The sequence below is a fragment of the Nonomuraea sp. NPDC050783 genome (genome assembly GCF_040802095.1).
GTDB lineage: Bacteria > Actinomycetota > Actinomycetes > Streptosporangiales > Streptosporangiaceae > Nonomuraea.
In genome coordinates, this window is sequence record NZ_JBFAHK010000018.1 from 68,964 (window position 1) to 82,617 (window position 13,654).

Below are 13,654 nucleotides of genomic sequence, written 5' to 3' on the forward strand. Positions count from 1 at the left end.
CGGCGGCCCGTGTACGAACTCGTCCCGGTGGCGGGCGCGACAGCGAAGGGCCGGCGCCCGCGGACGGCGATGACCGCCCGCGCGGGCACCCTGACCGTCACCGACCACGCCAGTGGCGCGACGGCCACGGTCACGCCCGCCGGCCTCTACTCCTACGGCTACGAGCGCGCGGGCTCCAGAGGGCTGCGCGGGGTGGCCGCGCTGGACGCCGACGGCCTCGTCCTGCTCGACCTGCCCGGCGGCTGGAACGTCGCGGACCTGAAGGACTTCGCCGAGCAGGCCAGGATCCCGGTCTCGGAGAGCCGCCACCAGAGCGCCGACCGCGTCCGCGTGTGCCTCGCGGCCCGCGCCCCCGGCCGGCGGCGCCTGTCTGGCCTGGCGCGCGGCCAGGGGTTCACCCGGCGGCGGAAGGCGGCGACGGTGTGCGCGGGGGCGGCCGGGCTGGCCGTGATGGCGTTGCTGAGCGCCAACGGCATGGGGTTCGCCTGGCGGGGGATGTCCACCCTCGGGCGGTTCCTGGTGGAGCTGCTCGAAGCGAAATGGCTGTTCCTCGGCTTCTTCAGCCCCGCCCTGCTCATGTCACGTCCCATCAGCGCGCGGGTGCACCGCTGGCGGGCGCGGCGGGGCTCGATCGCCGGGCCGGTGTCCGGGCCCTGCCTGGTGGGCCGGCAGCCCTGCAAGCTGGAGATCGTCCAGGGCGACCGCCCCCTGGCCACGATGCGCCGCGGCCGGGAGCCCGGCCAGGCCGCCGGGCTGCTCCTCTACCGCCACGAGGACCTGAGGGGCCTGTTCATCCAGGACAGTCTCGGCATCCCACTCCACCACCTGCCCGGCCCCTGGTCCCCGGACGAGCTCGACCGCTTCGCCAGGCGCAACGACCTGACCCTGGCCGTGCTGGCCCTGACCCGCGACGAGTACCTGAACCTGGCCGGCTCCGCCAGGTCCGCCACCCCCTGACAGAGATGATGGGGGGAGCACCTCCCGCCAGTCCTGACTCACCCTCTGACTGACCTCGGGTCTTCAACGGGATCTGTCGGACTGGCGTGGGAGGTGCTCCCCGCACCCATCGGACGTGGCGTTGTGACCTCATAGGAGCCTGGCCAGAGGCCCCTTCTCTGTCTTGTCCGCCTGCCCGGCCGGTGCGTGCCGCCCTGCCCAACGGTTGAGAACGACAGGACGACGATGCCCTCCATTACACCCGACATCCCGACCATCGACGAAGTCGCCGGTGGTGTCGACACCCACCAGGACACGCACACCGCAGCCGTGATCGACCACGTTGGCCGCGTGCTGGGCACCGAGCAGTTCCCCGCCGACACCGCCGGCTACGCCGCGCTGCTGACCTGGATGCGGTCGTTTGGCACCGTGAGGGTCGTGGGCATCGAAGGGACCGGCGCCTACGGTGCCGGGCTGGCCCGTTACCTGCGCCGCCAGGAGATGAACCTCAGTGAGGTCGACCGGCCCGACCGCAAAGCCCGACGCTTCCAGGGCAAGTCCGACCCGATCGATGCGATCCAGGCGGCCAAGGCGGCGCTGGCCGGCGAACGGACCGGCACGCCCAAGCAGCGCGATGGCCGGGTGGAAGCCCTGCGCTGTCTGCGCATCGCCCGCCGCTCGGCCGTTGACCAGCGTGCCGATGCCCAGCGCCAGATCAAGGCCCTGATCGTCACCGCCCCCGACGACCTGCGCACCCAGCTGCGTGGCCTGCCCGTCAAAAAGCTCATCGCCATCTGTGCCGCGCTGCGCCCCGACCCCGCACACGCCCAGGACCCAGCCACCGCGACGATGATCGCACTGCGGTCCCTGGCCCGCCGCCACCAGCAGCTCGCCGCGGAGATCAACGACCTCGACGAGCTGCTGGAACCCCTGGTGGCCGCCATCAACCCTGCCCTGCTCGCCGTGCACGGCCTGGGCCCCGACACCGCCGGCCAGCTCCTGGTCACCGCCGGCGAAAACCACGACCGGCTCAGTTCCGAGGCCGCCTTCGCCATGCTCTGCGGCGTCGCTCCGATCCCCGCCTCCTCCGGCAAGACCCACCGCCACCGCCTCAACCGCGGCGGCGACCGCCAAGCCAACGCCGCCCTCTACCGCATCGCCCTGGTCCGCCTGCGCTGGGACCCCCGCACCCGCGCCTACATGGAACGACGCACCCAAGACGGCCTGTCCAAGAAAGAGATCATCCGCTGCCTCAAGCGCTACATCGCCCGCGAGCTCTACCAGGTCATCACCAGAAACGATCACCGCCCCGGCGATTGACATCAATAGGAGCATCCTCATCAGCTCCGGCCCCGGCCGTCACGCGGGCCCGGCCGCCACGAACACCGGGTTGTACAGCACGTACTTGGTAAGCCCGCCTGCCTCCGGGCGCCCGGCCGTCTCCGGGTGCCCAGCCGCCTCCGGGTGCCCGGCGGCGTAGGCCGCTCCCAGCAGCTCGCCGGCCCTGGCGCCCTGCATGGTCGCGGTGACCGTCCAGTACCCGTTCCTGAGCTGGAGGTCGTCCCAGCGGATCCGGCCGCCCCGCCCGGCGCCGCACAGGTTGACGATCACCGGCGCCTCGGCCTTCTCCAAGGGGTCGCGCAGCCCCTCGGCCATGAGCCAGCGGTTGATCACGTAGAGGGCGAAGGTGTGCTCGAAGCCGTCCTCGGTCTCCACACGGACCCGGTTGAACCGGAACGCGGCCAGCACCAGCGCGTCGATCGCAAGATGCTCGGCACGCAGCCGTTCCACCAGGTCACGGGTCTGGTGCGGGGAGCTGAGGTCGGCCCGGACGAAGCGGGCCCCCGGCACCTCCGCGCGCAGGCGCCGCCCGCCCTCCTCGCTGCTGCCCACGGTGATCACGATGGTGCGGGTCATAAGGTGAGGCCCTCCTCAACTTGAAATTGCCCTCAACTTAGTTGGGCTCCGCCTCGTGCGCAAGGACGCCGTACGGAACCGCGAGCACCCGCTGCGAGCGGCCCGGCGCCTGTCGGCGAACCGGGTGACGGCCGTGATCGAACGGCTCCCTAATGGATGATCGCCAGCATCACGTCCGAGGCCGACGGCCGCTCCTCCGGACGCTTGCTGAGGCAGGAGCCCACGATCCCCCGCAACCCGGGCGGCAGCGGCGACAGGTCGGGATGGACCGTGAGCACCCGGTTGAACACCGCCGGCACCGTGTCCTCGCCGAACGCCGGCCGCCCCGTGGCCGCGAACGTCATCGTCACCGCCCAGCTGAACACGTCCGAGGCCGGCCCCACCGGCTCGCCCGTCAGCTGCTCCGGCGACATGTAGGGCGGGGTGCCCACCATCTTCCCGGCGGTCAGCGTCATCTGGTCGAGCCCGCGCGCGATCCCGAAGTCGATCACCCGGGGCCCGTCCGGCCCGATCAGCACGTTGCTCGGCTTGAAGTCCCTGTGGACGACGCCCGCCTTGTGGATGGCCGCCAGCGCACCGGCTGTGGACAGAGCCAGCCGCGTCAGGCTGTCCTCGTCCCGTGGCCCGTGCTTCTTGACCAGCTGCTCCAGCGAGGGCCCGTCCACGAACTCGCTGACGATGTAGGGGAACTGCCCGCTGATGTCGACGTCGAGGACCCGGGCCGTGGAGAACGTCGCCACCCGCCGCGCCGCCTCGACCTCCCGCGCGAACCTCGCCCGCGCCGTCTCGTCCACGAGGTCGTGCAGCACCTTGACGGCCACCCGCGTCCCGTTGGGCGCCGCCGCCAGGTACACGGCCCCCTGCCCGCCGCGCCCGAGCGACCTGACCACCCGGTAGTGCCCGATCCACTGGGGCTCGCCGGGCCGCCGCTGGTAGGTGGGCTCGGTGGTGCGCTGGTGCAGGCTCGCCTGGTGCGTCCGGCGCGGATCGCCGGCGGCGGGGACGTGCCGCTGGTCACGCGGCGGGTGAGGGTGCCGCCCGCCGCCCATGCCGGCGTGCGCGGGCCACTGGGGGTGCACGTGCTGGTGCGGGTACACCGGCGAGCGCAACCGCGCCCGGACCATCCTCGGCACCAGTATCCCGCTGTGGATCACCCCGCCGAGCCAGGCCACGACCAGCCCCAGGGACACCAGGGCCTGGAGCGGCTGCGGGATGTCCTCGACGTTGTCGTACGAGAGCGCGCCGATCACGAAGGAGCCGATGCAGACGAGGTAGGCCGAGGCGGCCGCGACCTGGAAACTGCTCCGCAGCCAGTACGCGGCGAACCCGATGGTGAACGGGGTCGCCAGCCCGCACGTCAACAGGGGCAGGCAGGCCCACACGACGGCGGCCGCCCACGCCCCGCCGCTCGGGCGGACCGCTTCGCTGTGCTGCATGGCGGGAAGACTATCGCCCCGTCGTGGTTCATACCGGGCATGTGCTCAGCTTGTGGATAACCACCCCTCATTCTGTGGATGGCTGTGGAAAACCTGGGGACAACGGCCCCCGCACATTCACGAGCGGGCCCACTTGCGCCATGATGTTGAACCATGGCGCGGATACCGGGAGTCGGACTGGTGAAGGGGCTGTCCATCACTCTTCGCCACATGCTGCGCAAATCCGTTACGCAGCAATATCCCGAGGTCAAGCCCGCCCTTCCGGCCCGCAGCCGGGGCGTCATCGCCCTGGTCGAGGAAAACTGCACCTCCTGCATGCTGTGCGCCCGGGAATGCCCTGACTGGTGCATCTACATCGATTCCCACAAAGAGACCCTTCCGGCCCCCGAAGGCGGCCGCCCGCGCCAGCGCAACGTCCTCGACCGCTTCGCCATCGACTTCGCCCTGTGCATGTACTGCGGCATCTGCGTCGAGGTCTGCCCCTTCGACGCCCTGTTCTGGTCCCCGGAGTTCGAGTACGCCGGGGGCGACCTGCGCGACCTCCTGCACGAGAAGGACACCCTGGCCGGCTGGGCCCGGACGGTCCCCCCGCCCCCGGCACACGACCCGGGGGCCGAGCCCCCGAAGGAGCTCACAGCCGCCCCCCGCCGCCCCACCCCCCGAACGACCCCCTCGACCCCCACCCGCGACACCCCCACCCCCCGAACGACCCCCTCGGCCCCCACCCGCGACACCCCCACCCGCCCCGCTCGTCCCGCCGCCGCTCCCGCCCCGGACCAGGACCCGGCATCGGGCGCCGCAGGCGGGTCCCCGGAGCCGGGCAGGCCCGCTCGCGCCCGTCGCGCGACGACCGACGTCCGCGCGATCCGCCCGCCCGGCGCCCTGCCGCCCCAGCCCACGGACGAAACCCCCGCTCCGCGTACACCGGAAGCCGGAACGCCCGACGACCAGGCACCCCACGCCCCATCAGCCACCACCACCGACGCACAATTGGCCACCACCGGCGCAGAATCGGCCACCACGCGACCAGCCGGCACCCAACCAGCCGACCAGCGACCAGCCGACCAGCGACCGGCCGGCCAGCGACCGGCCGACCAACCCCCGGCCGGGGGAGAACCACCGCACGAGGCGTCTTCATCCACAGGCGAGCCAACTTCCGAGAAGTTGTCCACAGCTTCGGGCGAGCCGCAATCGGAGCCCGACCCGGGGGTGCAGACTGCTGCACCGAGCCCTCGCCGGCGCCGGATGGCCGATCCACGGTCCATCCGCCCGCCCGGCAGGCTCGGCCCTGACGATCCGAAGGAGTCCGAGGAGGAGTCGTGACCGAGGCGGTGCCCTCCTACCTGTCACCCACCGGGCAAGAGATCGTCTTCTTGCTGCTGGGAGCGGTAGCGGTTGGATCGGCGCTGCTCGTCGTCACGACCAGGCAACTCGTTCATGCCGCCCTCTGGCTCGTGGTCTGCTTCGGTGCCCTGGCGGGCTGCTACCTCGTGCTGACGGCCGAGTTCGTGGCCTGGGTCCAGGTGCTCATCTACGTGGGCGCGATCGTGGTGCTGATGTTGTTCGGCATCATGCTCACCCGCGCCCCGATCGGCCGCTCCTCCGACCTCGACAGCGGCAACCGCCTCGTCTCCGCCCTGGTCGCCCTCGCGACGGCGGCCGTCCTGGTCACGGTGGTCATCGACGGCTTCCGCACGGCCTACACCCCGCTCGCCGCCGGCCAGGGCGCGGCCAGGGAGCTGGGGGCGAGCATCTTCGCCACCTGGGTGCTCCCGTTCGAGGCGCTGTCCGTCCTCCTGCTCGCCGCCCTGATCGGCGCCATCGTCCTGTCCCGTACGGACATCCCCGGCGGATCGCCCCCGACGGCCGCGGGAGCCGCCCCCGCCACGGACGGCGCCGACCCCTCCGGCCGCGCACCCGACCCCGACCACACGACCGGGAGCCAGTAGTGCACATCGTCTACCCGGCGGTCGTCTCCGCGCTCCTGTTCTCGATCGGCGTCTACGGCGTGCTCGCCCGCCGCAACACGATTCTCGTGCTCATGTCGGTCGAGCTGATGCTCAACGCCGTCAACCTCAACCTGGTCGCGTTCGACGTCTGGCTGGCCGACCGCCTGCACAGCGGCCAGGTCCTGACCCTCTTCGTCATCGTCATCGCGGCCGCCGAGGTCGGCCTGGGCCTGGCGATCGTCCTGGCCCTCTACCGCAACCGCCGCACCGTCGACATCGACCGCCTGCGCGCCCTGGCCGAGCCCCCGCCCGCCACCGCCACCCCGGAGCCCCGGACCGGCCTCCCTCCAGCAACGCCTTCCACGGCGCCCTCCACAGCGCCCTCCACAGCGTCCTCCACCGTGCGGGAGCCGTCCGAGGTGGCGGCCGAGGTCGAGGGAGGCCGCGGCGGCGGGCAGGCCATCAGGCGAGAAAGGGGCACGCCATGACGACGTTCCCGCTGCTGGCCGTCCTCCTGCCCTTCGCCGCCGCCTTCGCGGGCCTGCTGCTCGCCCGCTGGCCGCACCGCCGGCCCGCGGCCGCCACCGCTGCCGCCAAGACCGCACGAGCGGCGGACAGACGGGCTGACGAGTGGGCCGACGAGCGGATCGATGAGCGAGCCGACGAGCGGGCCGACGAGCGGGCCAACAGGCGGGCGGCCTGGATCGCGATCCTGCCCACCGCGGCCTCCGCCGTCCTGGCCGGCTGGCTGTCCTGGGACCGGGGGTTCGCCTTCCTCGACGGAGCCTCCTCCGCCCCGGGGGCGCCGACCGGCCGGACCTACGGCACCCTGACCACGGGCGGCGTCCCGATCTCGCTCGTCCTCCAGGCCGACGACCTGTCCGCCCTCCTCGGCGTCCTGGTCACCCTCGTGGCCCTGGCCGTGCAGGTCTACTCGGTCGGCTACCTCGCCGACGACCCGCGCTACCCCTCCTACAGCGCCTTCATCAGCCTGTTCACCAGCGCCATGCTGCTGGTGGTCTACGCGGGCGACCTCCTGGTCCTCTACGTCGGCTGGGAGATCATGGGCCTGTGCTCGTACCTCCTCATCGGCCACTGGTGGGAGGACACCGGCAACTCGCGCGCCGCCGTGAAGGCGTTCCTCGTGACCCGCCTGGGCGACGTCGGCTTCCTGTTCGGGATCTTCGTCCTGGGCATGGGCGCGGGCAGTTTCCGCATCGCCGACGTCCTGGCCGGGGTGCCGGAGATGTCCACGTCCACGCTCGTCGTCGCCACGCTGCTCCTGCTGGCGGGGGTGGCGGGCAAGAGCGCCCAGGTCCCGCTGCACACCTGGCTCCCCGACGCGATGGCCGGCCCGACGCCGATCAGCGCCCTCATCCACGCCGCGACCATGGTCGCCGCCGGGATCTTCATCGTGGCGCGGCTCTTCCCGGCGTTCCAGGCCGCGCCGCCCACGATGGACGTGCTGGCGGTGCTGGCCGCCCTGGGCATGCTCGGCGCCGCCCTCGCCGCCCTCGCCCAGGACGACCTCAAGCGGGTCCTCGCCTACTCCACGGTCAGCCAGCTCGCCTACATGGCCGGCGGCCTGGCGGCGGGCTCCGACACCGCGGCCGTCTTCCACCTGCTGGCGCACGGCGCGTTCAAGGCGCTGCTGTTCCTGTGCGCGGGCGCGGTGATCCACCACGTCGGCTCCAACCTCATGACCCGCATGGGCGGCCTGCGCCGCGAGCTGCCGGTCACGTTCGTGACGATGACGATCGGCCTGGCCGCGCTGATGGGCATCCCCCCGGCCAGCGGCTTCTTCAGCAAGGACGCGGTCCTGGCCGCCATGGACGACGCCGTGACCGCCGGCCCGCTCGCCGGCGCCGCCGCCCTCCTGCTCTACGGCTGCGCGCTCGCGACCGTGGCCGTCACCGGCGCGTACGCGACCAGAGCCTGGCTGCGGACGTTCTTCGGCGAGGCCAGGGCGGTGGCGCTGCCCGAGCCGGCGCCCGGCACGGCCCACATCGTGGACGTCACCGAGGCCCCGCGGACGATGCTGGTCCCCGTCGTGCTGCTGGCCGTTCCCGCCCTCCTGCTGGGGCTGGCCGGCGGGCTGCACGTGGAGCCCGGCGTGGCGGCCGCCGGCGTCGTGCTCGCGCTGCTCGGCGCGGGCACGGTCTACGCGTTCTGGCGCACGGACCCGCTCGCCGACCCCGCCCGCCTGCTCGGCCCGCTCCGCGTGCCCTGCGAGCAGGCGTTCCACGTCGACCGCGCCTACGCCGCGCTGTTCGTCCGCCCGGTCCTGGCCCTCAGCAGGCTCGTCGTCAGGACGGACGACGTGGTCGTGGACGGGGCGGTACGCGGCTCGGGCAGGTCGGCCCGCGGCCTGGCCGGCCTGCTGCGCCTGGCCCAGAACGGCAACGTCCAGCTCTACGTCAGCGGCCTGCTGGCGGGCGTCCTGCTGATCGCGGTGGGGGCGGTGGTGCTCACGTGACCGCGGTGATGCTAGATGACCGGGGCGATGATCACATGACCGGGATGGTGCTCACATGACCGGGATGGTGCTCACATGACCGGGATGGTGCTCACATGACCGGGATGGTGCTCGGATGATCGGGGCGACGATGGGCTGGGCGCCGGTCGCGATGCTGGCCGTGCCGCTGCTCGGCGCGCTCGGCCTGCTCGTCCTCCCGCGTGCCCTCCGCCCGGTGCTGCGTGCCTACGGCCTGGCCCTGTCGGGCGTCACGCTGGCGCTGGCCGCCCTGCTGGTGGCGGCGTTCGACCACGCCCGCCCGGCGAGCCCGCAGTTCGAGGTGGACGTGCCCTGGATCCCCGGGCTGGGGCTGCGCTTCCACCTCGGGATCGACGGCATCTCGCTGCCGCTGGTCGCGCTGACGGCCCTGCTGACGTTCCTGTGCTTCGTCTACCTGTCGCGGGCCGGCCACCTGTCCCGGGGCGGCCACCTGTCGCGGGACGGCGCCCGCGCCGCCGGCGCGTTCCCGCAGGCCCGGCCGCGGGCGCTGGTGTTCACGCTGCTGGTGCTCGAAGTCGGCATGATCGGCACGTTCCTCGCCCTCGACCTGCTGCTCTTCTTCGTCTTCTTCGAGATCGTGCTCGTCCCGATGTACTTCCTGATCGGCATCTGGGGCGGCGCGGGCCGGCGCGCCGCGTCGATCAAGTTCATCCTGTACACGCTGCTCGGCTCGGTGGTGATGCTGATCGGCCTGCTGCTGGTGTGGGCGCAGACCGGCACGCTCGACATCGGGGCCCTGGCCGCGGCGCACGGCAGCGGGATGGCCAGATCGGTGCAGATCCTGGCGTTCGTGGCGATCGGGGCGGGGCTGGCCGTCAAGACGCCCATGTGGCCGCTGCACACCTGGCTGCCCGACGCCCACACCGAGGCGCCCACGGTGGGCTCGGTGCTGCTGGCCGGCGTGCTGCTCAAGATGGGCACCTACGGCTTCGCCAGGATCGCCGTCCCCGTCCTGCCCGAGGGCGCGGCGGCCGTCGCGCCGTGGCTGGGCGCGCTCGCCGTGGTCGGCATCGTGTACGGGTCCCTGGCCTGCCTGGCCCAGCGCGACCTCAAACGCATGATCGCCTACTCCTCGGTCGGCCACATGGGCTTCGTCCTGCTGGGCTTCGCCACGCTCACCCCGACCGGCGTCAACGGCGCCCTGTTCGCCAACGTCGCCCACGGCCTGATCACCGGCCTGCTGTTCTTCCTGGCCGGGGCGGTCAAGGAGCGTTACGGCACGGCGGACATGCCGTCGCTGGGCGGCGGCCTGCTGGCCACGCTGCCGCGCCTGGGCGCGTTGCTGACGTTCGCCTCGATCGCCTCGCTCGGGCTGCCGGGGCTGGCCGGGTTCTGGGGCGAGATGCTGGCGCTCCTCGGGGCGTTCCAGCCGGCCGGCGGGCTGCCGCGCGGCCTGTTCCTGGCGTACATGGCGATCGGCGGCCTGGGCGCGGTGCTGACGGCCGCGTACTTCCTGGTCATGCTCTCCCGCGTCACCCACGGCCGCCCGCAACCGCCGCCGCCCCCCGCCGAGGCCGTGGACGACCGCCTCGTCCGCGAGGGCTCCGACGAGCGCCCGGTCGTCCCGCTCGGCGCCCAGAGCACCGCCCTGGCCCAGCGCACCGCTCCCGGGCGCGGTCCCGGCGTGGGCGACGTCAGGCCGTACGAACTGCTCGCGTGGACCCCGCTGGTGGCCCTGACCCTCCTGCTCGGCCTCTGGCCCGGCCTCCTGCTCTCCCTCACCACTCCGGCCGTCCAATCCCTGCTGGGAGCCCTGCCATGAGCCAGCAGATCGACTACTTCGCGATCGCGCCCCCGCTCGTGCTCGCCGTCACGGCCGCGCTGGTGCTCCTGCTGGACGCGTTCCTGCCGCGCCGCCCTGGCACGCGGACGGCGCTGGGCCTGGTCACGCTGGCCGGGGTGCTGGCGTCCCTGGGCTTCGTCCTCGCCCAGGCGGGCGCCGGGGGCGAGCTGCGCACCTTCTGCGTCCCGCCCGCACTCGGCGGGGCCCGGCCGCCGTGCTCGTTCGTCGTGGACGGCTTCACCCTGGTTCTCGCGGGCCTGGTGCTGGCCGCCGCCGTGGTGATCGTGCTGATGTCCATGACCGAGCTGGCCGGCGGCACCGTCCCGGCGGGGGAGTGGTACTTCCTCCTGCTGTGCACCCTCGTGGGCGCGGTGACCCTGCCGGCCTCCCGCGATCTCGTCATGCTCCTGGTGGCGCTCGAACTGGTCTCGCTGCCGGTCTTCGCCCTCACCGCGCTCAAACGCTACGACGGCCGCGCCTCCGAGGCGGCGGTGAAGCTGTTCGTGGTGTCCGTCGTGTCCACGGCGGTCATGCTGTTCGGCCTGTCCCTGCTGTACGGGATGACGGGCACGGTCCACCTGTCCGGCCTGGCCGCGGCGCTCGCCGGCCGGGCGCCGATCCCCGTCGTCGCGGTCGGCGTCGTGCTCGTGGTGGCCGGGTTCGGCTTCAAGGTCGCCGCCGTGCCGTTCCACGCCTGGGCGGCCGACGTCTACCAGGGCGCGCCGGTGCCGGTGGCGGCGTTGTTGTCGGTGGTGTCCAAGGCGAGCGGGTTCGCGGGGCTGATCCTCGTCCTGGTCACGGCGCTGCCCGGCCAGCACGCGACCTGGGGGCCGATCGTGGCCGTCGTCAGCGCGCTGACCATGACGGCGGGAAACCTGCTGGCCCTGCGGCAGCGCTCCGCCGTACGCCTGCTGGCCTGGTCCTCGGTCGCGCAGTCCGGCTACATCCTGGCCCCGCTGGCCGTGGCGGGAACGGCGGCCGCCCCCGGTGCGGTCGGCGCGTCCGTCGCGTACCTCGTCATCTACGCGGCCATGAACCTCGGCGCCTTCACCGTCGTCCTGCTCGTCTCCAGGACCGCCGAGCGCAACGACCTCGACGACTACCGCGGCCTGGCCCTGCGGAGCCCGGCGGCGGGCATCGCGCTCGCGTTCTGCCTGGTGTGCCTGGCCGGCCTGCCGCCGGGCCTGGCGGGGCTGTTCGCCAAGGTGTTCGTCTTCCGCGCGATCGTCGAGGGCGGCGCCGGTTGGCTGGCGCTGGTCATGGCGGTCAACACGGTGATCGGCCTGTACTACTACGCGCTGTGGGCCGCCCGCCTGTTCACCCCGGCCGCCGCCGCCCGGCCGCTCGCCGCGCACCGCCCTCCGCCCGCCGTCTGGCCCGCGATGGGCCTGGCCGTGGCGGTGGCGATCGCGTTCTCGCTCGCCCCGCAGCTCGTCCTGGACATGACGTCACTCTGACGCGGGCTGGGAACACCGCCCTCTGCTCGTCACTCGTCCTCGTCAACGGGCAGGACGTCAACGGGCAGGACACGGACGGCGCGACGGCGCGGGGGGATCACCGTCGCGCCGCGCGCCGAAGGTTACGCAAGCCTCGCCCGCCGCCGTCTGGACCATCGATCGGATGATTCGTACGGTCCGGTCATGGTGAGGGTGAGAGGGCACTGGCGCCGGACGCCCAGCGGCGGGCGCACCTGGGTACGCCCCTACACGCGCGGCACCGCCGCGGTGGCGGGCGGAGGCTTGGTCATCATCATCGCCGTCCTGATCTTCGCTCTGTGGCCGCGCTCCTCCGCACCCACCGACCCGCCCGCGCAGGCCATGACCACGGCGCCCGCCACGCCACCGGCCGCCGAGTCCCGGTCGTCCCAGCCGTCCGAGCCCGTCCGGCTGGCGAACGGCCTGCGCGGACACCGGGAACGCGCCGGCCTCACCACCGCCGAGGCGGGCCGCCGCGCGGGCCTGCCGGCGTCCCGCATCACCGGCATGGAGAACGGGACGATCCTGCCCACGACCTCCCAGATCGACACGCTCAGCCGGGTCTACGGGCTCACCATCGACCAGTGGAGCGAGCTGCTGATCCTCCGCCTGTCGATCCCGTGACCAGCGAGGACGCGCCCCGTCGTGGTGGGCGGTGTCCGGGACGCGGCGAGGGGAGCGCGGAGATGGGGAAATCGCGCTCCGCCCTCAGCTGAGCACACCGGGGAACGAAGACCCGGGTCGTCTTCGTTGGACGTGGTGAACCCGGAGCACGAAAGGGGGGAACCCTTGCACCACAACGGTCTGCGCACGGCCATCCTGCTGGGCGGCATGTCGGCGCTGATCCTGATGGTGGGCGCGTGGTTGGGCGGTGGCACCGGTGTCCAGATCGCGCTCGTTCTCGCCCTGGTGGGAAACGCCTTCGCCTACTTCTTCTCCGACCGGATCGCGCTGTCGGCCATGCGGGCCAGGCCCGTCAGCGAGGTCGAGCACCCGGCCCTCTACCGGATCGTCCGCGAGCTGTCCACGCAGGCCCGGCAGCCGATGCCGCGGCTGTACATCTCGCCGACGGTGCAGCCGAACGCGTTCGCGACCGGCCGCAGCCCCCGGCAGGCGGCGGTGTGCGTCACGTACGGGCTGACCCAGCTCCTCGACGAGGCCGAGCTGCGTGGAGTGATCGGGCACGAGCTGTCGCACGTGTACAACAGGGACATCCTCGTCTCGTCCGTGGCCGGCGCGCTGGCCACGATGATCACCTGGCTCAGCTACGTCGCGGTCTTCTTCGGCGGCTCCGACGACGACGAGGGCCCGGGCTTCCTGGGCGCGCTGCTGATGATGGTGCTGGGCCCGGTGGCGGCCGGGATGGTGCAGATGGCCATCTCCCGCACCCGCGAGTTCCAGGCCGACGAATCGGGCGCCAGGCTCACCGGCGACCCGCTCGCCCTCGCCTCGGCCCTGCGCAAGATCGAGATGGGCGCGCGCCGGCTGCCGCTTCCCGAGAACAGCCGCCTGACGTCCGCGTCCCACATGATGATCGCCAACCCGTTCGCCGGGTCCGGCGTCGGCCGCCTGTTCTCCACACATCCGCCCACGTCCGAGCGCGTCGCCCGCCTCGAACGCATGGCCGGCTACCGCCGCTGATG

11 protein-coding genes and 1 pseudogene are annotated in these 13,654 nt (G+C 72.8%); 10 read left to right on the plus strand and 2 right to left on the minus strand.

The annotated features are described in order from the left end of the window. The first annotated feature begins 9 nt into the window (after window positions 1–9). Both AB0H75_RS36390 and AB0H75_RS36395 read left to right on the plus strand, forming a co-directional pair. Complete coding sequence (locus tag AB0H75_RS36390) at window positions 10–957, plus strand: hypothetical protein (RefSeq protein ID WP_367804199.1); 948 nt, start codon at window positions 10–12, stop codon at window positions 955–957. A gap of 225 nt (window positions 958–1,182) precedes the next feature. Next, the gene (locus AB0H75_RS36395; RefSeq protein ID WP_367804200.1) at window positions 1,183–2,256 is read left to right on the plus strand and encodes an IS110 family transposase; all 1,074 of its coding nucleotides are present in this window, start codon (window positions 1,183–1,185) and stop codon (window positions 2,254–2,256) included. 39 nt (window positions 2,257–2,295) lie between these two features. On the opposite strand, the gene AB0H75_RS36400 is transcribed toward AB0H75_RS36395, so the two are convergent. Both AB0H75_RS36400 and AB0H75_RS36405 read right to left on the minus strand, forming a co-directional pair. Continuing rightward, on the minus strand, window positions 2,296–2,853 hold the full coding sequence (locus AB0H75_RS36400) for a hypothetical protein (protein ID WP_367804201.1): 558 nt from the start codon (window positions 2,851–2,853) through the stop codon (window positions 2,296–2,298). 149 nt (window positions 2,854–3,002) lie between these two features. Next, window positions 3,003–4,289 (minus strand): serine/threonine-protein kinase, encoded by a 1,287-nt coding sequence (locus tag AB0H75_RS36405; protein WP_367804202.1) that lies wholly within the window; start codon window positions 4,287–4,289, stop codon window positions 3,003–3,005. 210 nt (window positions 4,290–4,499) lie between these two features. On the opposite strand from AB0H75_RS36405, the gene AB0H75_RS36410 reads away from it, so the two are divergent. The 8 genes and pseudogenes from AB0H75_RS36410 (at window position 4,500) to htpX (ending at window position 13,652) form a co-directional block, all read left to right on the plus strand. Then, window positions 4,500–5,612, plus strand: coding sequence for a 4Fe-4S binding protein (locus AB0H75_RS36410; RefSeq protein ID WP_367804203.1), 1,113 nt, complete (start codon window positions 4,500–4,502; stop codon window positions 5,610–5,612). After that, window positions 5,609–6,238: an NADH-quinone oxidoreductase subunit J gene (locus AB0H75_RS36415; RefSeq protein WP_367804204.1), complete on the plus strand. Its 630-nt coding sequence runs from the start codon at window positions 5,609–5,611 to the stop codon at window positions 6,236–6,238. The genes AB0H75_RS36410 and AB0H75_RS36415 overlap by 4 nt, the downstream gene beginning before the upstream one ends. Continuing rightward, window positions 6,238–6,522: pseudogene (nuoK, locus tag AB0H75_RS36420) on the plus strand (NADH-quinone oxidoreductase subunit NuoK); the annotation flags it as partial. The gene AB0H75_RS36415 and the pseudogene nuoK, both read left to right, overlap by 1 nt. A gap of 200 nt (window positions 6,523–6,722) precedes the next feature. Continuing rightward, on the plus strand, window positions 6,723–8,714 hold the full coding sequence (locus tag AB0H75_RS36425) for an NADH-quinone oxidoreductase subunit L (protein ID WP_367804205.1): 1,992 nt from the start codon (window positions 6,723–6,725) through the stop codon (window positions 8,712–8,714). Window positions 8,715–8,829: 115 nt separating this feature from the next. Further along, a complete protein-coding gene (locus tag AB0H75_RS36430; RefSeq protein WP_367804206.1) occupies window positions 8,830–10,515 on the plus strand; it encodes a NuoM family protein in 1,686 nt (561 codons plus the stop codon). Further along, window positions 10,512–11,993: an NADH-quinone oxidoreductase subunit N gene (locus AB0H75_RS36435; RefSeq protein WP_367804207.1), complete on the plus strand. Its 1,482-nt coding sequence runs from the start codon at window positions 10,512–10,514 to the stop codon at window positions 11,991–11,993. The genes AB0H75_RS36430 and AB0H75_RS36435 overlap by 4 nt, the downstream gene beginning before the upstream one ends. 183 nt (window positions 11,994–12,176) lie before the next feature. Next, complete coding sequence (locus tag AB0H75_RS36440; protein ID WP_367804208.1) at window positions 12,177–12,635, plus strand: helix-turn-helix domain-containing protein; 459 nt, start codon at window positions 12,177–12,179, stop codon at window positions 12,633–12,635. Window positions 12,636–12,800: 165 nt separating this feature from the next. Next, on the plus strand, window positions 12,801–13,652 hold the full coding sequence (gene htpX, locus AB0H75_RS36445; protein ID WP_367804209.1) for a zinc metalloprotease HtpX: 852 nt from the start codon (window positions 12,801–12,803) through the stop codon (window positions 13,650–13,652). Window positions 13,653–13,654 lie beyond the last annotated feature (2 nt).